This is a genomic window from Flagellimonas sp. B-3 (assembly GCF_056857835.1).
The window spans coordinates 927,864-950,762 of the sequence record NZ_JBSXNW010000024.1 but is presented as its reverse complement, the minus strand read 5'-3'; the positions used below and the strand labels follow the sequence as shown (position 1 = coordinate 950,762).

22 protein-coding genes are annotated in these 22,899 nt (G+C 40.7%); 6 read left to right on the top strand and 16 right to left on the bottom strand.

Annotated elements, in window-relative coordinates:
• Positions 1-236 precede the first annotated feature (236 nt).
• Positions 237-2,675: a hybrid sensor histidine kinase/response regulator gene (locus AC13CS_RS16810; RefSeq protein ID WP_482888938.1), complete on the top strand. Its 2,439-nt coding sequence runs from the start codon at positions 237-239 to the stop codon at positions 2,673-2,675.
• Here the strand turns inward: AC13CS_RS16810 and AC13CS_RS16805 are convergent.
• From AC13CS_RS16805 to AC13CS_RS16775, 7 genes are all read right to left on the bottom strand, one after another.
• Positions 2,650-3,993: a sigma-54-dependent transcriptional regulator gene (locus AC13CS_RS16805; RefSeq protein ID WP_482888937.1), complete on the bottom strand. Its 1,344-nt coding sequence runs from the start codon at positions 3,991-3,993 to the stop codon at positions 2,650-2,652. The two genes, AC13CS_RS16810 and AC13CS_RS16805, sit on opposite strands and share 26 nt — an antisense overlap.
• Before the next feature lie 131 nt (positions 3,994-4,124).
• Complete coding sequence (locus AC13CS_RS16800) at positions 4,125-4,427, bottom strand: hypothetical protein (RefSeq protein ID WP_482888936.1); 303 nt, start codon at positions 4,425-4,427, stop codon at positions 4,125-4,127.
• A 650-nt stretch (positions 4,428-5,077) separates the two neighbouring features.
• Complete coding sequence (locus AC13CS_RS16795; protein WP_482888935.1) at positions 5,078-6,616, bottom strand: DUF4301 family protein; 1,539 nt, start codon at positions 6,614-6,616, stop codon at positions 5,078-5,080.
• Complete coding sequence (locus AC13CS_RS16790) at positions 6,609-7,178, bottom strand: AAA family ATPase (RefSeq protein WP_482888934.1); 570 nt, start codon at positions 7,176-7,178, stop codon at positions 6,609-6,611. Before AC13CS_RS16790 ends, AC13CS_RS16795 begins: the two co-directional genes overlap by 8 nt.
• On the bottom strand, positions 7,139-7,774 hold the full coding sequence (pnuC, locus tag AC13CS_RS16785; RefSeq protein ID WP_163624952.1) for a nicotinamide riboside transporter PnuC: 636 nt from the start codon (positions 7,772-7,774) through the stop codon (positions 7,139-7,141). The genes AC13CS_RS16790 and pnuC overlap by 40 nt, the downstream gene beginning before the upstream one ends.
• Complete coding sequence (locus AC13CS_RS16780; protein WP_482888933.1) at positions 7,758-8,018, bottom strand: YkoF family thiamine/hydroxymethylpyrimidine-binding protein; 261 nt, start codon at positions 8,016-8,018, stop codon at positions 7,758-7,760. The genes pnuC and AC13CS_RS16780 overlap by 17 nt, the downstream gene beginning before the upstream one ends.
• 39 nt (positions 8,019-8,057) lie before the next feature.
• Positions 8,058-8,699 carry a 4'-phosphopantetheinyl transferase family protein gene (locus AC13CS_RS16775; RefSeq protein ID WP_482888932.1) on the bottom strand — a complete coding sequence of 214 codons (642 nt, stop codon included), beginning with the start codon at positions 8,697-8,699 and terminating at the stop codon, positions 8,058-8,060.
• A 74-nt stretch (positions 8,700-8,773) separates the two neighbouring features.
• On the opposite strand from AC13CS_RS16775, the gene ahcY reads away from it, so the two are divergent.
• A complete protein-coding gene (ahcY, locus tag AC13CS_RS16770) occupies positions 8,774-10,090 on the top strand; it encodes an adenosylhomocysteinase (protein ID WP_326277447.1) in 1,317 nt (438 codons plus the stop codon).
• A 273-nt stretch (positions 10,091-10,363) separates the two neighbouring features.
• Here ahcY and AC13CS_RS16765 read toward each other — a convergent pair whose 3' ends face one another.
• On the bottom strand, positions 10,364-10,942 hold the full coding sequence (locus AC13CS_RS16765) for a DUF3332 domain-containing protein (RefSeq protein ID WP_482888931.1): 579 nt from the start codon (positions 10,940-10,942) through the stop codon (positions 10,364-10,366).
• A gap of 132 nt (positions 10,943-11,074) precedes the next feature.
• Here AC13CS_RS16765 and AC13CS_RS16760 point away from each other — a divergent pair, with 132 nt between their 5' ends.
• Positions 11,075-12,184, top strand: a complete 1,110-nt coding sequence (locus AC13CS_RS16760) for a D-TA family PLP-dependent enzyme (protein ID WP_482888930.1) — start codon at positions 11,075-11,077, stop codon at positions 12,182-12,184.
• Between the two features lie 189 nt (positions 12,185-12,373).
• Here AC13CS_RS16760 and rpmA read toward each other — a convergent pair whose 3' ends face one another.
• From rpmA to AC13CS_RS16745, 3 genes are all read right to left on the bottom strand, one after another.
• Positions 12,374-12,634: a 50S ribosomal protein L27 gene (gene rpmA / locus AC13CS_RS16755; RefSeq protein ID WP_163624958.1), complete on the bottom strand. Its 261-nt coding sequence runs from the start codon at positions 12,632-12,634 to the stop codon at positions 12,374-12,376.
• 24 nt (positions 12,635-12,658) lie between these two features.
• Positions 12,659-13,198 carry a 50S ribosomal protein L21 gene (gene rplU, locus AC13CS_RS16750; protein WP_293165743.1) on the bottom strand — a complete coding sequence of 180 codons (540 nt, stop codon included), beginning with the start codon at positions 13,196-13,198 and terminating at the stop codon, positions 12,659-12,661.
• Positions 13,199-13,293: 95 nt separating this feature from the next.
• A complete protein-coding gene (locus tag AC13CS_RS16745; RefSeq protein ID WP_482888929.1) occupies positions 13,294-13,749 on the bottom strand; it encodes a DUF4199 domain-containing protein in 456 nt (151 codons plus the stop codon).
• A 183-nt stretch (positions 13,750-13,932) separates the two neighbouring features.
• Between AC13CS_RS16745 and AC13CS_RS16740 the strand changes: the two genes are divergently transcribed.
• Entirely contained in the window at positions 13,933-15,255 is a 1,323-nt protein-coding gene (locus AC13CS_RS16740; protein ID WP_482888928.1) for a M16 family metallopeptidase, read from the top strand.
• A gap of 1 nt (position 15,256) precedes the next feature.
• Complete coding sequence (locus tag AC13CS_RS16735) at positions 15,257-17,329, top strand: M16 family metallopeptidase (RefSeq protein WP_482888926.1); 2,073 nt, start codon at positions 15,257-15,259, stop codon at positions 17,327-17,329.
• A 66-nt stretch (positions 17,330-17,395) separates the two neighbouring features.
• On the opposite strand, the gene AC13CS_RS16730 is transcribed toward AC13CS_RS16735, so the two are convergent.
• Positions 17,396-19,495, bottom strand: a complete 2,100-nt coding sequence (locus AC13CS_RS16730) for a TonB-dependent receptor domain-containing protein (RefSeq protein WP_482888925.1) — start codon at positions 19,493-19,495, stop codon at positions 17,396-17,398.
• A 79-nt stretch (positions 19,496-19,574) separates the two neighbouring features.
• Positions 19,575-19,871: a hypothetical protein gene (locus tag AC13CS_RS16725; RefSeq protein ID WP_482888924.1), complete on the bottom strand. Its 297-nt coding sequence runs from the start codon at positions 19,869-19,871 to the stop codon at positions 19,575-19,577.
• A 230-nt stretch (positions 19,872-20,101) separates the two neighbouring features.
• Here AC13CS_RS16725 and AC13CS_RS16720 point away from each other — a divergent pair, with 230 nt between their 5' ends.
• A complete protein-coding gene (locus tag AC13CS_RS16720) occupies positions 20,102-20,536 on the top strand; it encodes a hypothetical protein (protein WP_293165755.1) in 435 nt (144 codons plus the stop codon).
• A gap of 1 nt (position 20,537) precedes the next feature.
• Here the strand turns inward: AC13CS_RS16720 and gldD are convergent, their stop codons facing one another.
• The 3 genes from gldD to AC13CS_RS16705 are packed head-to-tail and all read right to left on the bottom strand — an operon-like array spanning position 20,538 to position 22,884.
• Complete coding sequence (gene gldD, locus AC13CS_RS16715) at positions 20,538-21,095, bottom strand: gliding motility lipoprotein GldD (protein WP_293165757.1); 558 nt, start codon at positions 21,093-21,095, stop codon at positions 20,538-20,540.
• A complete protein-coding gene (locus AC13CS_RS16710; RefSeq protein ID WP_482888923.1) occupies positions 21,085-22,395 on the bottom strand; it encodes a gliding motility-associated protein GldE in 1,311 nt (436 codons plus the stop codon). The genes gldD and AC13CS_RS16710 overlap by 11 nt, the downstream gene beginning before the upstream one ends.
• A 27-nt stretch (positions 22,396-22,422) precedes the next feature.
• Positions 22,423-22,884: a single-stranded DNA-binding protein gene (locus tag AC13CS_RS16705; RefSeq protein WP_163624967.1), complete on the bottom strand. Its 462-nt coding sequence runs from the start codon at positions 22,882-22,884 to the stop codon at positions 22,423-22,425.
• Between the last annotated feature and the right edge of the window lie 15 nt (positions 22,885-22,899).

The window sequence follows — 22,899 nt, the reverse complement described above, 5'->3', positions numbered from 1 at the left end:
TAATAATTGATTGTTGTTTCTAAAAGAAACATAGAAATTCCAAGATGCGACTTGCGCATTCCCTTGGCAGCATTACCCGCCCAGGTTCATTGGGTATAATCTCAGCCTTTTGGTAAAAAGCACCCCTTTGAGATGCCACAAATGTATGATGCGAATATTGATTTTCATAAAAAACATCTTGGAAATTTAACTTTTGATAACAACCATGACCCCCAAGTGCCTGCGTATATAATGGTATGCACCCTAAATCCAAAAAAAGGTTTACCCTTAAAATTATACTGAGTTATGCAGTGCTTGGAGTTTTGGCAACCTTGGCTGCATTCTTTATCTATAATGAGTTCAAAAGCTATGCTTCTGCAAAAAATCAAGGAGAGAGCAACGAAAAACTACTGAAGACCAACAGGTTGCTCACACAACTCTATGATGCCGAAAACTTATCCAAGTTGGCCTTACAGACCAAAAAACCGCAGGATTTAAAATACTATGCGCAAAAGGTGGACTCCATTACCCAGTTCATCGACTCCCTTAAACCATTGGCGCAAACCAACAGTGGCAGTCTAAATCTTAGGTTGGACAGTGTTCAGGAATTATTAAAGCAAAAGGTTTTTAATAATGCCGAACTACGAAAACTAAAGGTTAGGAACGAAAATAAAACTTCTTTGGACTCAGTTTTAAAGGCTTTCCATGAGATGGAAGTGGACATGGGCAGAATTACCCCGGAGACCTTTGCTCCGAATTTTGACAAATTGCCTACTAGAACCCAAGAATACATCAAAGAGTACGTCGCCATACTCAACAAGAATATTCCAAATTCCGACGGTAATACGGCCGCCAAAAATATCGACTCCATTTTAGAAGTATCCAAAGCTATTTTAAACAAAGCCAAAACCGAAACAGTTACGGCCGAACGTACCGTATTGCAAAAAGAACTTCAAATTTATAGGACCGACCTAGAGCTTTCACAAAAAATGCGGGGCATTTTATCCGACTTTGAACAGGAAATGGCACTGAATACCTATCTGGACAGTCTTAAGCAAGAGCAGGCATTGAAAAAAAGCTCTCGCTTGGCAGTCGGAGCTGTTATTCTAGGGCTAATAACAGTGATATTGTTTACGCTCATGATTTCCAAGGATTACTGGAAAGCACAGCAATACCGAGAACGGCTCGAAAAGGCCAAAAAATATTCCGAATCACTTTTAAAAAGCAGGGAACAATTAATCTCGACCGTTAGCCACGACCTAAGAACACCGCTGAATACCATCAGGGGCTATTCCGACTTGATCGAGCAAAGTGGATTGAGCACGAAACAACTGAACTACCTTAAAAAAATCAAGTCCTCTTCTGGCTATGTAGATAATTTGGTAAACGACCTTTTGGACTATTCCAAACTGGAGGCGGGAAAAATCCAGTTGGACAAGGTGCCTTTTTCCCTCTTCCAATTAATAGAAGAAACTGCGGTTGATTTTGAAGAAATACAATCCAAAAAAAGAGTATTGCTCCAATTAAAAATAGCAGACGACTTAAAAACACCTATCATCAACGACCCTTTTAGAATACGGCAAATACTTACCAACCTCATTGGCAATGCCTTTAAGTTTACAGATTCCGGCCATGTCAGGGTTGCTGCGGTAGTGGAAGAAAAGAACAAAGCTACATGGGTGAGGATTGATGTTGAGGACACGGGTATAGGAATCGCTGTCGAAAAGCAGGAAGCCATTTTCCAAGAGTTTACACAAGCAGAAGCTCCTTCCCAGAAAGCCCAGATCGGGTATGGGCTGGGGCTTACCATTTCAAGAAAACTGACAGAATTATTGGGTGGTAAGTTGAGTTTAAAGAGCGAAGTAGGCAAAGGGAGTACTTTTACTGTTCGGATTCCTGTTGAGTTTTCTAAAATCGAAGTGGTCGAAAATGATTCCAAAGCGTTTGTTCCCAAGCCGAAAGAGCTATCTATTTTGGTTATTGATGATGATGAAAACATGCTTGGTCTTATCGCTGAAGTTTGTAAAATCAACCACATCAAAACAGAAACTATTTTAAGTTTTGATGATATTGAGCTATCAAAAATCCACCAGTTCGATGCTGTACTGACGGACATTCAAATGCCCACCACAAATGGTTTTTCTGTGCTAAAAACAATTAAAAGCATTGGATATAAAAATCCCGTAATTGCCATGACCGGACAACAAATCGGCAATAAAACGGACTATTTAGGCCCTGGTTTTTCGGATGTGCTACAGAAACCATTTACGGCCAATTCCCTACTGCGTGTTTTAAAATCGACAGAAAAGGTGGCCTTGTCCAATGCAATTCCCGCTTCGGAGTCTTCCATGTTCACTCTTAAAAATATTTCCCCCTTTTTGGATGATCCAAATGCCATTCAGGAAGTTTTACAAGTGTTTTTGGAGAACACGAAAAAGAATCTAGCGTTTTTGCTTTCCGCCGTTGGCGATAAAGATTATACAGATATCAGGGCTACATCCCACAAAATGTTGCCCATGTTCAGGCAGTTGGAAATAAAAGATACCATCCACTTATTGGAACTTTTGGAAAATATTTCCGATGATGCAAAAGGAGAAAAAACGTTCAATATTCTTTCGGAACTAAAAGAAGTGCTGTCCCATTTGGAAACTGAAATCCAAAATTATTTAGCTAAACATTCAATTGATATTGATTGATTTTGTTGTAAAGCGTCTTGCGGGTGATTTGCAGTAGTTTTGCCGCTTTGCTTTTGTTAAAGTTGGTCTGTTTTAAGGCGGTCAGAATCCGCTCCTTCTCATAATCAGATTTAGAAAAAATGGACTCTTCGTGCTTACTTGCTCCTTTTACGACCCCTTCTGCCAAAGCATTTGGGAACATGGTTTCCGTTTCAGAAAAAAGAACGGCCCTTTTGATCACATTTTTCATTTCCCTCAAATTTCCCGGCCAATCATACTCCTGAAGAATTCGCTTGGTTTCATCGGAGAATTCTAAAATATTTTTATCCAATTCTGAATTGGCCTCGGCCAGAAAATAATCTGCAAATAGAAGAATATCCTCTCGCCTATCCCTCAAGGATGGCACTTCAATGGAAAACTCGTTGAGTCTGTGGTACAAATCCTCCCTAAAACCACCTTCTTCCACAGCTTCGGAAAGATTTTCGTTTGTGGCAGCAATAATGCGGATATCCAACTGGGTTTCTTTGGTACTGCCCACTCGTTTTATTTTACGCTCTTGAATGGCCCTAAGTAGCTGAATTTGATGTTCGTAGGATAGATTCCCTACCTCATCCAAAAAAAGGGTTCCTCCGTTGGCCGCTTCAAAATGGCCTTGTTTATCATCTATGGCGCCCGTAAAACTGCCCTTTACATGGCCAAAAAATTCGCTGGTGGCAATTTCTTTTGGTATGGCACCACAGTCTACCGCTACAAACGGTTGATTATTTCTCTTGCTTGCCCGGTGAATGGCCTTGGCGGTGACTTCTTTTCCCGTACCACTTTCGCCCGTTAGTAAAACGGACATGTTTGTAGGAGCGACCAGCTCCACATACTGTTGGAGTTTCTTGGATTTCTCTCCTTGACCTTTTAAAAAATTGATCGAGCCCTTCTTCGCTTCAGTCGATTTTGAGCTTTCACGAGAAACTTTGAAATCCGTCACTTTGGAGCGCAGGGCATCTTTAATTACGGAAAGTATTTCTTCTGGTGTAAAAGGTTTTGATATATAATCGAAAGCACCCTTTTTAATGGCATTTACCGCAGTCTTCACCTCGGTATATCCTGTCATTAAAATAACTTGGGTCTTTGGTGACTCGCGTTTTACCTGGGGAAGCAAAGTAACCCCGTTTCCTTTCGGCAATCTAACATCGGATAGGATTATGTCGAAGGTAGATGACGCTAGATATTCCTCTGCCTCTTTAATGGAATAACTTACTGATACGGCAAAACCGTTCTTGGTCAAAAACTTTTGAAGCATTTGACAAAAAGCAGTATCGTCCTCAATTATTAAGATTCTGGGCATATCTCAGTTATTTAATATACGGCCCTGACTCTTTTTGGGACTTTTCCATTTTGATAAAATTATCACAAAAAAAGGACTGCCGAAGCAGCCCTTTTCCAACCAAACTAACTATTGTGGGGTGATAAAACTAATTACATGTCAATCCAATTCCCCTCGGCATCGGCATACACAGTTCCTGTTGTACCATCTTCAAGGGTAAGGTCCAATTTGTACTGATCTTGGTCATTTTTGTACGCCTTACTGATCGTAGCCGTAGGGTAATCTGATTCCACAGCACTTGTTACTGCCGATGGAAGGTCGGAAACGCTGATCTCTTCAAAATCCCCCTGTACGATTTCCATTGCGTTATTATTTTCCAATTCTGGAGTTTCTACATTGGCAAATGCTGTGATTCCTACAAATGATAGTACTGTTGCTAAAGCTAAATTTTTCATGGTATATGATTTTAATTGTTAAACTTGACTAACTATGTGAAAACATAGTGCCAATTCTAAAATCACACATCAAATACACGTACATTGTTGTTTATTAGTTAGTTATAATTTTCAGCTGTTTTGAAGCACTGTGTAAAAGTGTGTAATTCGGTAAACAGCCTGTGTAATTTTTATACAAGAAAGGCTGCCGAAGCAGCCTTTCATTTTTGCCAATTATACGGTCACAAGGAAAAAAGACCACGGTACAACTTGGCAGAAATGGATAATACATGGATAGTGTTTATATAGCATCATCCTGATTTTGCATGTCCTTATCCTTATTTCTGTTTTTTAAATACGATACCAATATGTATATGGCCAGAGCCAATGATACTAGATTAAAGAACAGGACTATTTTATAAATCATTTTAACGTTGTTGCCTATCGTTTCCGAACACTATGAAAAGAAAGCCGTACAAAATGCACGGCCTCTTACCAAATCAACCAACCTAGTTGAGACAACCCGCAAGGATTATCAAAATTTAATCATGTCATCGAAAACAATTTCGAATATACTTTTAAGACACACCTTTTAGTGATAGGTCACACCAAAACACAAAAAAATCCGCCACCTTTTTAGGAAGCGGATTAATTCATTGTTTTTTAAATCCTTATGCTTGGTGTGTTGGTTTTAAAAGATTGTTTACGGTCTTAACCGGATTGAACGTTACCAATGGTACCTCTACAAAAATGGTATTCCAAAAGGCCATGCCCCCGTTCCACAGACCAGGAAGTTCCAAGGCTTTCAATTCCTTACCTTCTTTGGTTTTGCCAGTAATAAACCCTTGCTTGGTGTCCACATAATTCAATAGGTTGAACTTTTCTCCTTTGTGGTTCCGGACACCGCAGACCAGGTCCACGGGATTAAAATGTGTTGCGTTCTGTACTATTGCTGCTTGTTCTTTGTTGTCCATATCAATTTGGGCGGACTCTATGATTTGAAGCGATAAGTTTCCTTGACCATCTTTTATCCAGAAAGGACCTCCACCGGGTTCGCCCTCGTTTTTAACCATGCCACAAACTCGGATGGGGCGGTTTATCCTATCTTTTAAAACCTTCTTTTGTTCGTCCACGCTGAAATCATCGTAATTTTTGGGCATGCGAACATTGAGATCTCTTTCCAAAAAAGCTTTTATTTCATCCGATTTTTCAATGGAAACATCATCGTTTTCCAAAAGCTTGGCATAAGCAAAAGCCTTGTCCTGTACTTTTTTAAGTACCCCGGCCAACATTTTTTTGCTGTTGGCCACGGTCTCCAGGTTTTTATCGACGACTACGTTATCAATATTTTTAATGAAGATAATATCGGCATCTTGATCATTAAGATTTTCTATGAGTGCCCCATGCCCTCCTGGTCGGAACAGAATGGATCCATCGTTATTTTTGAATGGCCGGTTGTCCATATCCACCGCAATAGTATCCGTTGAAGGTTTTTGGTTGGAGTAGGACACATTGAAAATGGTATCGGTCTGCTTTGAAATTTTTGGCCCTACCAAAGCTTCTTCTTTGGCGAACATCTCATCATGCTGTTCCGATACGGTAAAATGAAGATTGGCCCTGCCCTTTGTTTTCGCATAAAGCGCAGCTTCTTTTAAATGTTCCTCGAACGGGGTTGCTGTTCCTGTATCATATTTATGAAAGGGCAATAGGCCTTTTGGATAAAAGCCGTAATTGAGACCATCCTCGGTCAACATTTCCTTTACAAAAAGATAGGCTTCTTCATCCTTATTGGATGCTTTGCCTTTTATTCTTGACATAATGAGGTCGTAAAAAGGAAAATCCGAAAGGTTCTCGGTAAACTTTTTTGCATCCTTGTCACCTGTTCGCTCTATGTATTCGGAGAGTTTTTCTTTTGATGGATCATAACTGTCCAAAAAATTGAACATGGCCTTGAACATTCGGGATGCCGCTCCCGAAGCGGGCACAAACTTTAATAGTTCCAGTTCTTTTCTGTTGTCCTCAAAATACTGAAGCAGGTCGAGTTGTTCTTTTTCGGAAAACCTAAGTATGCCATTACCCACCACAGCGGCTTGCGATAGCTGAACAAAGGGGATGCCCTCTTTAAATGTTTGTATTTGGTTTGTTACTTTTTCTTTGGAAATTCCTTTGGAATCCAGTTGTTCCAAGTCTTTAGGACTTAATTCAATCATGTTTTTGGAGAAGTTTATCTATATATTTTACTGCTGTGGATAGCCTTGACGCTTTATCCCCCCTTAAAATAACGAATTTCCTGTTATTATTCTCCAAAGCTTCCTTGAAATACGCAAACATTCGTTCTCTTTCATCTGGCTTGTCCCTCAAATCATCCGCCTCCCATGGAGTATCTATATATGTCAAAAAGTATAGGTCGTAGGTGTTTTTTAGGGCATACTCCTCCAAAAGTGGGTCGCAGGTACTATTGTAATAAGCCTCCGAATATACTTTGGTCTCCAAAAGATCGGTGTCACAAATAAGGGCTTGATTTGCCTTTTTGGCCAACTCATTTTCCAAACGCATTTGGCCGTAGGCAATAGGGACCAAATCGTGGGGTTCGCAAGTTTTTTGTTCCCTATCCCATTTCTCTTGAAGATATTCCCGTGCATATTCGGGCACCCATTGCGTATTGTAGTGCTCGGCCAATTGTTGGGCCAAGGTGGTTTTTCCGGTAGACTCGGGCCCAAAAAGGACTACTTTTATGAGGTTTGAGGGCTCTTGCCCAAGTTTTTCTTCCATGCTAGATATCCCTGTATTGCCAACACAGTAAAAATGAGGTATTGCAAAGAGAACATACCCCATCCTCTATATGCGTACAAAGGTACGGTTATTAAATCACCCAAAATCCAAAGGGTCCAGTTTTCCAGTTTTTTATTGGCCATATACCACATCGCGGTAAAGAAAATCCCTGAAGTGAATATGTCCACGTAATTGGTCGGTTCTATTTCGGCGCCGAACATCCTGTATACCCCATAAGTAACCAACATGGTCAGTAGGAAAAAGCCAAACCCTATCCACTTTTCTTTGGTATTGGTTCTCGTAATATTGACCACCAACCGTCTATCATCTCTTCTTCTGGCCCAGTTCCACCACCCGTAAATGCTCATAATGGAGTAATAAAAATTCATCATCATATCACCATACAGGCGATCCACAAGAAAAATATAGGTAGTTATTACGGTAGCGACCAATCCCGTGGGATACACCAAAATATCTTCCCTTTTGGCATAGACCACGCTGGCAATTCCAAAGAAAAAAGCAGTGGCCTCTAAAATAATCAGGGATAGCTCTCGGTCTTCGTAGGGGCCGAGAAAAAAATCAAAAATGGGGTTCATACTCGCTTCGGTCGGATTTTACCATTTTCATGGTAAGTACTACATGGTCCAAGTTCTCAAAACTTTCCTTGATTTCGGAATGGAGCAGCTCCATTACCTTATCATAATCACCAAACACCTGTGTACTCAATGGGTTTTCTAAAACGGTGAGTCCCGAATCGCGCAACTTTTTGATAAAATCAATGACGGGGCCTTCAAAGTCGTCTTGAAGTGGTGATAAGGTTAGTTCAACGGATACTTTCATGGGCAGTTATAGTTTCAGCAAAACTACAAAAAGGAATCATCATCCCCCCATCATTTTAAGTGCATAAACGCATGTAAAGCCCTCAAACTCTATAAATTCAATTTCGTAATGCGATCTTTTTCCCTCGTACAATATCTCGGCCACGGTACGGGTGTCCTCAAAAGAAAAATCAATCACATTAATATGCCTTAAAAAACTGAGTCCCTGCTGTGCGTAAATTTTGTAGAGCGACTCCTTGGCGCCCCAAACAATGGTGAGCTTTCGCATCAATGCTTCCGAATTGGCCAAGGTTTTGTACTCTTGGATGGGCGTGAATTTGTGGGCTATCTTTAGAATTTTATCACGTTGCATCTCAATATCGATACCCACCTCATCGGTTTCACTGATAATTATTCCGGTAAAGTTGTGTGAATGGGTAATGGAGATAAATTTCCCATCCTTAAGATGGGGTTTTCCAAAATCGTCATAATACAGGTCATGATCTACATAGCCCGCCTCTGCCATAAGGTGACGAATACTCAAAAAAGCCCTTCGGTGTGCCTCCGATTTCATGCCGTCCATCCTGTTTTGGCAATGCGTTGTAAGCTCCACACCCTTAGCAAGTTCGACCTCTGGCTCGGTAACCTTCCAAATGTAGACTTTGGTCGTTGGCGAAACTGTTATTGTTTTGTAAATGGGCATGAACTAAAGTTAAGTGAATTCGTATCTTTGTCGCACTATTTAAGCGAAGCTACAAAAGTAAATTTATATAAAATATGAGCACAAAGACAATTCCGCATGTACCTTACAAAGTAAAGGATATCTCTCTTGCAGACTGGGGAAGGAAAGAAATTGAGCTTGCCGAGGCCGAAATGCCAGGGCTTATGGCCTTACGTGAAGAATACGGGAGCCAACAACCTTTAAAGGGCGCAAGGATTGCCGGTTGTCTTCACATGACCATTCAAACCGCTGTTTTAATTGAAACCTTGGTGGCCCTTGGAGCTGAGGTAACCTGGAGCTCTTGCAATATCTTTTCTACTCAAGACCACGCTGCTGCGGCAATAGCTGCTGCAGGAATCCCGGTTTATGCATGGAAAGGGATGACCGAAGAGGAATTTGACTGGTGCATTGAGCAAACCTTGTTCTTTGGTGAGGCAAGAAAACCATTGAACATGATCTTGGACGATGGTGGAGATCTTACCAATATGGTCCTTGACCAATATCCTGAGTTGGCAACCGGAGTAAAAGGACTTTCCGAAGAGACCACAACCGGAGTACACCGTTTGTATGAAAGAATGAAAAAGGGAACGCTTCCCATGCCAGCCATCAACGTGAACGATTCTGTGACCAAGTCCAAATTTGACAATAAGTATGGATGCCGTGAGAGTGCCGTGGATGCTATCCGCAGGGCCACGGACACCATGTTGGCCGGTAAACGTGTTGTGGTTGCCGGTTATGGCGATGTTGGAAAAGGAACCGCTGCATCATTCCGTGGGGCAGGTGCCATTGTTACCGTTACCGAAATTGACCCAATTTGTGCTTTACAAGCCTGCATGGACGGTTTTGAAGTGAAAAAATTGGAAACCGTGGTGTCCAATGCCGATATTGTAATCACTACAACAGGCAACAAGGACATTATACGTGAAGAGCATTTTAGAGCCTTAAAGGACAAAGCCATTGTTTGCAACATTGGCCATTTTGACAACGAAATTGATATGGCTTGGTTAAATGGAACCTACGGCGATACCAAAGACGAAATAAAACCACAGGTTGACAAGTACACTATTGATGGCAAAGATGTGATTATCTTGGCCGAGGGTAGATTGGTAAACCTTGGATGCGCCACAGGTCACCCAAGTTTTGTGATGAGCAACTCGTTCACCAACCAAACCTTGGCACAAATAGAACTTTGGAACCACAGCGACAAATATGCCAACGAAGTTTATATGCTTCCGAAGCATTTGGACGAAAAAGTAGCCAAATTGCACTTGTCTCGTTTGGGCGCTGAGTTAACCGAGCTAAAGCAAGAACAAGCAGATTATATCGGTGTAAAAGTCGAAGGACCTTTTAAGCCAGAGTATTACCGATACTAAGTATAAAAGCTTTTATAAAACAAAAAGCCCATGGTTATTGCCATGGGTTTTTGTTTAGGACTATTTTTATTTAGCCAGTAATATATTTTGATAATATTGTAGTTAAAAACCGTCAGTTCGAGTTTTTTCAGAAGGAAAAAGTACCTGCCTGCCGAGAACAAGGTTTCTGTATAAGAAAATTCTTTTCTCGATATAATTTTTTGACCTTCGGTTCAAAAAACCACTCGAAATGACGAATTTTTCATCAAAATGTACTGCGGTTTTTATTTATTATTAATCAGCCAATAGGGTTTCACCATAGTAGCAGGTTTTGCTTTCTTTCAACAAGGCCAAACCTTCTTCCCTAGTGCTCATAGGATCTATTTTAACCTTTTCCCCGTTTGGCATATAAACAATATAGAAACCTTCTTCAAAAGAGGATAGTTTAATAATCTCACCATTTGGACGAATGGCATTCCAAGATTTTTCATCTGGTTTGTATACCAAATCAATTTTCTTTCCTTTTTTTGGTCCCTCCACCACGGTAACTTGAATTCTGTTTTTTGTGGCCACCATTTTAAATTTGTTTCCATCGTGCTCTACCATTTGGGTTTCGGATTCCCCATCTTTCATCGCAATTGGGTTAGATCCCGACCAAAACTCGATTACGTTAAAAATAAGGGTATCCCCAAGAAAGAATAGGCCGTAAACAGGAACTATGTTCAATCCCCAAAATATGAGGTTATCCAAAAACTTGCTATCCGTTAATCCTTGGTTCCAATCTTTTAAATTGTTGAAGGCACTAAAAGAACCTAAGCAGCTAGTAAATAAAACAGAACAAGCCAATAATGACGAAATGATTGCTTTTTTCATGATATAAGATTTATAGTTAATGTTATTAAAGCTACAAAAAAACTTTATGTAAAAGTCACAATGGTTTATCCAGGAACTTTTTTTGGCATCATTTAATTGGTTACATTGCCTTGGCAATTTATATTCAAAACAATGGACAACTGGTACAGTATACAAAATGTGAAAGCAGTAGATTCACCGTCAGTAGCGTTGTACTTGGAACGCGTTGAGTACAACATTAATGAGATGATTACATTGGTAGATGGCAAAACAGAACGGTTGATGCCGCACATCAAAACCAACAAAATGCCCAAGGTAATGGAGCTATTGTTGGCATCCGGAATCTCCAATTTTAAGGCTTCCACCATTGCTGAAGCAGAAATAGCTGCTGAAGCTGGAGCTAAGTCTGTTTTGATCTCCCATCAACTTGTTGGTCCCAAAGTAAAACGCCTCCTTAGTTTGATGAAACACTATTCTGAAACCCAGTTTTCCTCTATTTTGGACAATATGGATAGTGCCGAGCTTTTAAACCAAGAGGCTTTGGACCATGAGCTCACCATTGATATTTATATTGACATCAATAACGGAATGAACCGTTCAGGCATTAAAGTTGGGCACAGCCTCGACGAGCTAATGGCTTTTCTTAATACTTGCAATGCATTACATTTTAAAGGGTTCCATGTGTATGATGGCCATTTACGCGACACCGATTTTGAGGAGAGGAACCAAAAAATTGAAAAAGGGCTGGAAGAAGTAAGCGCATACTTTAAAGCGGTTCAAGAAAAGTACCCGGACTCCCAAATGATCTGTGGAGGAACCCCGTCCTTTACATCCCACTTGATCAACAAAAGTAGAATTACCAGCCCGGGCACTTGTGTGCTTTGGGATTGGGGATATGGTGAAAAATTAAAGGAACAAAACTTTAAACATGCCGCGCTTTTAGTTACAAGGATTATTTCCAAACCCACCGAGGGCATTATTACAGTGGATCTGGGCCATAAATCCGTGGCAGCCGAAAACCCGATTGACAAACGGGTCAAATTTCTCAATCTAGAAAATTATGAATTGCTTTCACAAAGTGAAGAACATGGTGTAATCAAAGTAAAAGATTGGGACAAACATAACGTTGGAGATGTTTTATATGGCATTCCGTATCATATTTGCCCTACTATTAACCTTCATGATGAAGTTTCTGTGATTGAAAACGGTAAAAAAGTAAACACTTGGGAAATTACAGCCCGAAAACGGAAATTACGCTTCTAATACAGGTCCAAGATTTGCCCAAATCCTAAAAATAGAGGTTCTTTTCAATATTCTACAAGATAAGAAGGTCAAGGTCACTCCCCATCACTCCAAAAATATCACCATTAGGTTATGAAATCTTTAAAAATGATGACAAATAAAAAAGGCTCCGCAAATGCAGAGCCTTTTCCAAAAAATTTTTATTGCTTATTAAGCTTCAAAAGGTTCGATGGAAACGTAAGATTTACCACCAACTTTCTTTTCAAACTTAACAACACCATCTACCTTGGCGTGCAAGGTATGGTCTTTTCCTGCGTATACATTTTCGCCAGGGTTGTGCTTGGTACCACGTTGTCTTACAATAATGTTACCAGCAGTGGCTGCCTGACCACCAAAAATCTTAACACCTAAGCGTTTCGATTCTGATTCTCTACCGTTTTTTGAACTACCTACACCTTTCTTGTGAGCCATGATATATAAATTTTAGTTCTTTTCTTATTTGCTTAACGCTTCGATCAACTCGGCCTTCTTCATGGAAGAGTAACCGGTAATTTCCTTGGCTTTTGCCATTTCCTTCAATTCAGCAACAGTTTTGGAACTCAAATCCTCAGTTGCCTTTGGAGCTTCTTTTTTTGGAGCCTCTGCTTTTTTCTCTGCCTTTTTTGGTTCGGCAGCTGGTTTTGCTTCAGCTTTGGCTTTTGCGGGGGCCGCTTTTTTGGCTCCTTTTGCCAAGATACTCTCAACAACGATTTCAGTCAAATATTGTCTGTGACCGTTTTTCTTTTGGTATCCTTTACGTCTTTTCTTTTTAAAGACGATTACCTTATCTCCTTTAAGGTGTTTTACAACTTTGGCTTCAACAGCCGCACCTTCTATGACCGGGGCGCCAATGGTTACGTTACCACCATCTTCCAAAAGAAGCACTTTGTCGAAAGTAACTTTTTTACCTTCTTCTGCTTGTAAACGGTGAACGTACACTTTTTGGTCTTTTGCAACTTTAAATTGCTGCCCTGCCATCTCTACAATTGCGTACATAATGCGTTAATTAGATTAAAATTACTGCGCTTTATCAAAATTAGCGGGTGCAAATATACTGCTAAATCCTTAATCTACAAGTAATCTTCCCTGATTTAACCCATAATTTTTTTTGAATTGTTGCTGGTTTTAAAGAGTTGCATAAACGAGAGGGTCAAAACCAAAGTCGTGGCAAACCCCATAATGGCCACTGTAAAAAATACAATCCCTTGGAAATTCTTATAGTCGTTGGACCATGCCGAGGAGAGTTTATCAAGAAAAGTACTGTCCAACTCCGTTGCATAGAAGGCAAAGAAAATCGTAAACAGCAACGAGGCAACAAAACCAGTTGTAATGCCTGCAGTAAATCCATTTCCATAGCTAAAACTCTTGCCCTGCCTTATTTTGGTATACTTGATTGTCTCATATATACCAAAACCAGTAATCACCCCATTGAACAGGCTGTAAAAAACATTGGTATGCTTTCCCATCAAGGCCAAAATCAAAAAATATGCGATCAGTACAGCACTGGTAACTATTCCGAAACGGATTGGAAGGGTTAAATTTTTCATATTTCAATTTTTGGATTCATTGTTTAATTTACTGAATGTTTGTGAATTATCCCACATTTTAAATCTAAAGACTTTTATAAATTCACAGGATCGTCATAAAAAATTTTATATTTAGCGTAACATCGATCGGAAAATCGATACCAACCTCTTAGCAATATCAATTTTTAAATACTAACTATTAACATGAAAAAACATTTGTTTTCTGCATTTACAATGCTCTTTGCGGTAACCCTGCTTTCTGCACAGGAAGTGGTTTTTGAAGAGTATGATCTAGACAACGGCCTGCACGTTATCCTACATCAGGACAACGGTGCACCTGTGGTTACCACATCGGTTATGTACCATGTGGGATCCAAGGACGAGGACCCCGAAAAAACGGGTTTTGCCCACTTTTTTGAACATTTATTGTTTGAAGGCACCAAAAACATTGAACGAGGTGAGTGGGACCAAATCGTTGCTTCCAATGGAGGAAGGCATAATGCCAACACCTTTTTGGATCGCACCTATTATTATGAAGTTTTCCCTTCCAACAGCTTGGAGGTCGGCCTTTGGCTGGAATCGGAACGCTTGATGCATCCTATAATCGGGCAAGTTGGCGTGGACACCCAAAAAGAAGTGGTACAAGAGGAAAAGAGACTTCGGGTAGATAACTCTCCCTACGGTGCCTTTTTTAATGAAATCCTGAAAAATCTATATACCAACCATCCATATCGCTGGGGGGTTATAGGATCTTTTGAGCATTTGGCAAGTGCCACTTTGGATGATTTCAAAAAATTCAACCAAACCTACTACGTGCCCAACAATGCGGTTTTGGTTGTAGCTGGCGATTTTGAAACCGCCAAGACCAAAAAAATGATCGAGGATTATTTTGGCCCTATTCCAAGAGGTGCCGAAATTCAAAGGCCAAACGTAAAGGAAGAGCCTATCACCAAAACCAAGTTTGCCAAATATCACGACCCTAACATCCAAATCCCTGCAATTTTATTGGCTTATAGAACACCAGGGCAAGGACAACGGGATGCTTATGTGATTAACATGATTTCTACTTATTTAAGCGATGGGGAAAGCTCCAAACTCTACAAAAAATTGGTGGACGAGAAAAAAATGGCACTTCAAATACTTTCCGTCCCGATTGATGCCGAAGATTACAGCTCGTACATCGTTGGAGGGCTTCCTGTTGGCGACAATTCCATTCAGGACATCAAAAAAGAGATCGATGAAGAGATCCTAAAGCTTCAAATGGAGTTGATTTCCGAAAAAGATTACCAAAAACTTCAGAACAAGTTCGAGAACCAATTTGTAAATGCCAACAGTAGTGTTGAGGGCATCGCCAACTCATTGGCAGAAAATTATATGCTGAAGGACGATACCAACCTCATCAATACGGAGATTGATATTTACCGTTCCATTACCCGTGAAGAAATCATGGAAGTGGCCAAAAAATATTTGAAGGTGAACCAACGTATCGAGTTGGAATATTTACCAGAACAAAAAGATGCTAATTAAGATGAAAAAGTATTTAATTTTAGCTGTGCTGTCCTTATGCATGACAGCCTCATACGCACAAATTGATAGGAGTACACCACCAAAAGCTGGTCCTGCTCCCAAGATCAACTTAAAGGAACCTGCCCGTTTTGAGCTTAAAAATGGCTTGAAGGTCCTTGTAGTGGAAAACCACAAATTACCTAGGGTTCGCATTCAACTTTCCATAGACAACCCTCCTATTTTGGAAGGGGACAAAGCTGGAGTTTCTGCCCTAACGGGAAGTATGCTGGGCAAAGGGTCCAAAAACATCCCAAAGGACGAATTTTATGAAGAAGTGGATTTTTTAGGTGCCAATATTTACATCGGTGAGCAAAGTGCCTTCGCAAGTTCTTTGTCCAAATATTTCCCAAGGATTTTGGAATTGATGGCCGATGCCGCACTCAATCCAAACTTCCTTCAAGAAGAATTTGATAAGGAAAAAGAGAAAATCATAACAGGCATCAAATCCGAGGAAAAAGACGTTTCCGCCATTGCGGACAGGGTTCAATTGGCCTTGGCCTACGGAAAAAATCACCCTTTTGGTGAATTTATGACCGAGGAGACCGTTAACAATGTAACCCTACTCGATGTGGAGCAATTCTACCGGTCTTATTTTGTTCCCGCCAATGCTTATTTGGTCGTAATCGGTGATGTAGAATTTGAAAACGTGAAAGATTTGGTGACCAAGGCGTTCACACCATGGTCCAAAGCAGCTCCGCCATCTTTTAGCTATTCCGATCCAAAAAATGTGCAGTACACCCAAATCAACTTTGTGGATATGCCCAACGCTGTGCAGTCCGAAGTTGCGGTAGAGAACATCACCCACTTAAAAATGAAGGACGAAGACTATCTGGATGCCCTTTTGGCCAATAGAATATTAGGTGGCGGTGGACAGGCAAGGTTATTCAAAAATTTGAGAGAGGACAAAGGGTACACCTACGGTTCCTATTCCGGATTAAGGGCCAATAAATTTAGTCCAATGCGTTTTAACGCCTATGCGCAAGTAAGAAATGCCGTTACCGATAGCTCCGTGGTCGAAATCTTGAAAGAGATAGATAAAATAACTTCCGAGCCCGTCTCCAATGAAGAACTGGCTAATGCGAAGGCCAAATATGCAGGAAGCTTTGTGATGGCCCTCGAAAAACCTGAAACCGTTGCCGAGTATGCACTAAACATAGAGACCGAGGATCTTCCAAAGGATTTTTATGAAACCTATCTGGAACGATTGGACGCCATTACCAAAGAAGATGTGCTCCAAGCAGCCAAAAAACACTTTTCCACCACCAATGCCCGCGTAGTTGTTACCGGAAAGGGAAGCGATGTTTTGGAAAACTTGGAGAAAGTGACCTTTAAAGGAAAAGATGTTCCTGTACTGTATTACGATAAGTATGCCAACAAAACGGAAAAACCTGATTATAGTGCCGCCGTTCCCGAAGGGATGGATGCCAATACTGTATTGAAAAACTATATTGAGGCCATTGGCGGAAAATCCAAACTGGAAAGTGTGGACTCTTATTCCATGTTGGCCGAAGCAGAAATGCAGGGCATGAAACTGGAACTTGAGATGAAGAAGACCTCCCAAGACCAATTCATGCAAGATGTAAAAGTGCAAGGAAATTCCATGCAAAAACAGGTTTTGGATGGCGATTCCGGTTACATGGTGGTGCAAGGTCAGCGTAAAGACCTTTCTCCAGAGGAAATTGCAAAAATCAAAGAAGAATCTGCCGCTTTCCCTGAATTGAATTACTTGGCTGCAGGGGATGTTACCTTGGAAGGTGTTGAGCCTGTGGGCGACAAAAAGGCCTACAAGCTAAAAATAAACGACAGCAAAACCGCTTTCTACGATGTGGAAACCGGTCTAAAAGTTCAAGAAATCAACACTCAGGAAGTACAAGGTCAGCAAATGACGAGTACATTGGGGTACAGTGATTACCAAGAAGTTTCAGGTATCAAATTCCCGTTCAAGCTGATGCAGAGCATGGGGCCTCAAAACTTTGAATTTAATGTAAAGGAAATCAAAGTAAACGAAGGAGTCGAGGCATCAGACTTTAAATAAAAAAAGACTTTTAATCACAAAAAAGGCGCTCCAGAAAGAGCGCCTTTTTTAATGTCCATCAATTTGCTAAAAACTGTACTGTATAAAGGCAGATAGATTCCTTCCTGGGTCATTGATGGGTACTCGACCATAATCCGCTTGGTTCACAAAAGAGAAGTTCAGGTGATTGTTGTAGGTCTCATCAAAAATATTGGATGCTGCCACACCTACGGTCAAATGTTCGAAAGGCTTTGCACCAAAACGCAAATCCACAACCCCATAACCATCCGTACTTTGCTCTCCAAAGGAATTCGCAATATTGGACTGTTCCGATGTAAGCGTATAGGTTGCCCTGGCCCAAATCATTTCTCTCTCAAAACTTAAGTTGAAGCGGCTCACCAAAGGTGGTGTCAACGGAAGGGATTCATCCAAATCCTGATTCTTGGCATAGACATAGGACAACTCCGTTTTAAAGGCAAAATCTTCCAAAAAAGCCAATTCCCCAAAAACTTCAAACCCTGTTTTGTAAGCATCATTCAAATTGGTGAACCTTTTTACCTCGGTGGGTTCTGCCATGGGCATATATTTTTTGTCCAATGAGGGGTCTATCACCGGAACAATATAATCGTCATAGATAGCATAATAGACAGAGGCCCCATAATCCAATCGGTTGAAAGCATACCCCTCAAAATTGGCATTTGCTTTCATACCCAACTCAAATTGATTGTTCACCTCAGCATTCAAATAGGGGTTTCCTACATATTCATAAGGATCTTGCCCGACCGAAAAATGGTTGATGAACCGTTCAACCATATTAGCGGAACGCACTCCTCTACCATAGGCCAACTCCAACAAGAGTTTGGACGAAGCCATATATTTAAATGATGCTGTTGTACTAAAATTATGCTCCGTTCTTGTATCCAAATCGGGATATTCGGCAACAAAATCATCTGCTGGTGCATCAGTTTTGGACAGAACCATGTCATACCTCGCCCCTACATTCAACAACAACTTTTTGGATAACGGATATTTACCCTCTACAAATGCTCCGTAGTCATCAATTTGGGAATCTTGCCATACCTCATCCACAAATTCCATGGGCATGGGGAGTGCCTCCCCGGTCATCATGTTCCTTTTCACCAAACGGGTTCTCTGCCCTGTCCGTCCTACCGAAAATGCATCAATCCCTGTATATAGTTTAAAATTACTGATCGGTCTCCATTCCAGTTCCACCCTTCCACCAAGGGTACTGGCCTCCACTTCGGAAACGGCTTCCATCATCATAAAGGTTGGACGCAATTCATTGGTCATAAGATGGTCTACTTTGGAGCGATATATCTTGGCACTCAGGGTTTTTAATCCATCTGAAATGTTGTCCAGTTTATAGTCCACGGAAAGCACATTGCTGTTATCCTCTTCTGTATCCATGGGCAGCCCGGCATGCAGCACATCCCGTCCAAAAGATTGCCGGAATCCTACCTGAATCCTCTGGTTTTTCGTTGGATTGTATCCTACTTGAACACCATAATCGGTACTTTTAAAAGAGGAAGGCACCTCATTGCCATCGCCATCTTCATAGTTGCCGAAATCTCGAAATCCAAAATTGAGGTTGGCATCAAACTTTTCACCAACATATTTCACATTTGCGTAACTAGTAATGGCATTTCCATTGTTTTCACCACCAAAGTTTACCTTACCATGATATCCTTTTTCTTGTTTTTCAACTTCTTGAGTCACCAAATTTACAATACCGCCAAAGGTGGGCCCGTATCTAAAGGTATATGGCCCTTTAACCACTTCTACCCGCTCTATCTCTTCTGGGGTCACATGAGTGGTAATGGGGTCCATCCTATTGGGACAGGCATGCATCACCTTGGTTCCTCCATTAAATTGAACATTGAGCTGCTCATATTGAGAAGCCCGAAAAGACGGATCTATAGCATAGTTACCGCGTTTGATCAGATTGAAGCCATTGATATCCTTAAACAAATCGGCCACATTCTTGGATTGGACAATTTTCTTTTCCGGTTCGCTCTTAAATGAGGACAAAACCGGATCTGTTTTTCGTTTTCCTTCCACCAGTACCTCATCCAATTGTACCGGTGCTTTTGATAAGGTATCTTGCGCATTTGACACTTGCGCATAGGACACACTGGCCCCAAAAAGCAAAACACAAAGTTTTGCCATCGCACTTTTATTCATTTTGATTCTATGTAAAGATTATACATGTTCGGCAATGGGTGTTTGCCGTTTTTATTGTAAAACCTTAAGCCATAGGTGGTTTAATGAGGGTATCGCTAAAACGATATGAATAGGATTCTGAGTAATAAAATGAGTTAGGATTATCCTCAATGCTATTTGGTATGTTGTAGCTAGGTATTTCCATAAAAAAGACCCTAACTTCTTCCCAACCGATTACCGGCATGGGCTCTTCATCCTCCGCTTGGGCACGGAGCATTTGGGCCAACATACATTTGCCATCGCAATTAAGCTCCGGTTTGTCCTTGTTTTCGCAAAGTTGCTCTATAAACCCATCCCTATCCAAACTGTAATACACGTACATTGATGAAAAACGGAGATTGCTTATCATTATCAAAACAATGAAAAGACAAGCAAAAAGGTTTTTGGGACTAAATATGGACTGTATCCTTTGCAACGAGTTTTATTTAAGTTGCAAAGATAAATCTTACTCAATGGTAAGAATATGAGAATAATCATTAATTAACACATATTAGTCCTTTATTATATAATGATGTTTGACAGTTGTTTATTTTTGTAGACAAATAAAAATCCATGAAAAAAACCTTTTTTATCCTAAGCTGTGCCGTTTTATTTTTGAGTTTCTCCTGCAAAGAAGAAAAGAAAACTACCGAAAGCACAACCCAAATGGAAAAAGTGATGGCCATCCATGACGAGGTAATGCCCAAAATGGGAACCATAGGTAAATTGGTCGGGGAGCTAAAACCTAAAGTGGATTCCACCAAAACGGGGCAGCAATACGAAATCGCCATGAAAGACCTTCAAGATGCACATAAAACCATGATGGATTGGATGAAGGATTTTGGTGATAGATTCAATCACGAAGAGATTTTAAACGGCAAGGAGCTTTCCGAAGAAAAACAGCGATGGTTGGATGAGGAAGAAGAAAAAGTGAAAATCGTCAAGGAAAAAATAAATGGCAGTATTGCAAGGGCCGAAGCGCTACTTGCTAAGGATTCAGTGCAATAAATCACTTTTTCCACCGCAAACTTTCCATAATTTTTCTGATATCGTTCTGTAGGTACATGGCTGCGGGAAGAATGGAATCGTAGTTGGGTTTTGCGTAAAAATACAGAGAGCCAGTTACAAAATGGTTGATACTGTCTGTTACATAAAATTGCGATTGCGATGCTGCATTGCCACTTACTTCGTAGAACATTCCATACACGCCATCTTCTTGATTAATAAATGGTTGTTCCGCAATGTTATCGGCTTTTACCACGTGCTCGTAAGATAGTTTCTGTGCATCTACAAGCAAGGTGTCCAAATTGCCTTGAACCGGTTTGTAAGTGAGATAGATTGACCCATTCATCATTGGATAGTCCAGAACCATGGAACAATCCCTACTTTCCTTGATTTCAGAAAGGATGTTTTTATCAAAAGTATACACACAATCAGGGCCGGACTTTGCGTACTCCGCAACCGGATAATCCAACCGAAGCATAGCTTTGGGCTTTGGTAAAACCTCATCCTTACAACCAATAAAAAATACGGCCAGACCAATAAAAAAGAAAATGTTATGCTTCATGGGGCAATGTTACTTTTATACGTTTCAATCTTTTTTTGTCCATACTTTCCACAATAAACTTGTAATCCTTGAACAAAACCTTCTCTCCTATTTTTGGGAAACTACCTGATATTTCAAGCACAAACCCTGCTATAGTTTCCGATTCGCCCTTTTTGCTTTCAAACTCATCTTCCTCCTCTATTTTTACCACACGATAAAAATCCTTTAAGGCTGTTTTGCCATCAAACACATAATTGTAATCGTCCAATTTGGAGAATACCAGGTCTTCATCATCAAATTCATCGCTGATATCTCCCACGATTTCCTCAATAATATCTTCCAGAGTAACAATTCCAGATGTTCCGCCATACTCGTCCACCACTACGGCCAAATGATTTTTTTTGTCCTGAAACTCCAACAGCAAATCGTCCAACTTCTTGTTCTCTGGCACAAAGTAAGGTTCGCGGATCAGCGACATCCAGTTAAAACTCTTCCTCTCAATATAGGGCAATAAATCCTTCACATAAAGTACGCCCATAACATTGTCCATATTTTCCGCAAATACGGGAATCCGGGAATATCCGTTCTTTTTGATTTCTTCGAGTATTTCTGGAAACTTCATTTTCTCGTTTACCGCGAAGATGTCTATTCTTGGCCGCATTACTTGCTTGGTGTCGGTGTTTCCAAAGGTTACAATACCCTCCAATATTTTCTGTTCTTCCTTTGTGGTATCTCCTTCAGAGGCCAGTTCCAAGGCTTGGGAAAGATGGTTGATGCTCAAATTGGATTTTTTCTTGCCCAATTTATCCTCCATAAAAAGGGTTACGGAACGCATCGGGGAACTGAGGGGCGTAAAAAGAAAACTTAATCCTTTTAGGGGAACCGCCATAAAATGAGAGAACTCAACACGGTTACGGTTGGCATAGATTTTTGGAAGGATTTCCCCAAACATCAAAATCAGAAAGGTGGCCACAACTACTTCCAACAAAAAACGTAATGTTCCATCAATTCCTTCAAAAATCGTATCGCCTATGGAGCTGAACAACAATACAATTCCGATATTGATGGCATTATTGGTAATTAAAATGGTGGCCAATAACTTTTTGGGTTTGGTCAACAATTCCACGATAATTTTGCTTCGAGAAGAATTGCCCTCTTGCATTTCGTTTACATCGGTCTGTGATAGACCAAAAAGAGCAACTTCTGCGGCCGAAATCAAAGCTGAGCCAGCCAAGAGCAGTATCAGCACAACAATTTTTAAAGTGAATATTCCACTAAATGTGGTAAAGTAAAATGCCAAACAATGGGGCTCGGGATCCAATTTAATATTGCTTTTTTAGTGTTTTATTTAGAATGGTAGGTCGTCATCCTCTTCCTCCGAATTATCGGTAGGCGCAGCAGGGCTTTCAGCCTTCGATGGCTCTTGGTAGTTAGCGGACGAACCTGATGATTGTGCATTGGCCATGCTTTCCTTTTTGGTGGTCAAAAAAGTAAAGTCCTGCACGTGCACTTCGGTGGTATACCGCATATTGCCATCCTCGCCTTGCCATTGCCTGTTTTTTAAACGGCCTTCCACATAAACCTTATCGCCTTTACTGAGGTACTTTTCACAAATTTCAGCGGCCTTGTTGCGCACTACGATATTGTGCCAATCCGTATTGGTCACCTTTTCGCCTGTTTGCCTATTGGTATAGGTCTCGTTGGTGGCCAAGGGGAATCTGCCGATACAGTTTCCGCCTTCAAAATAGTGCATTTTCACTTCGTCTCCCAAATGCCCGATCAGCATTACTTTGTTCAATGTTCCGCTCATATCTCTCTTAATTAA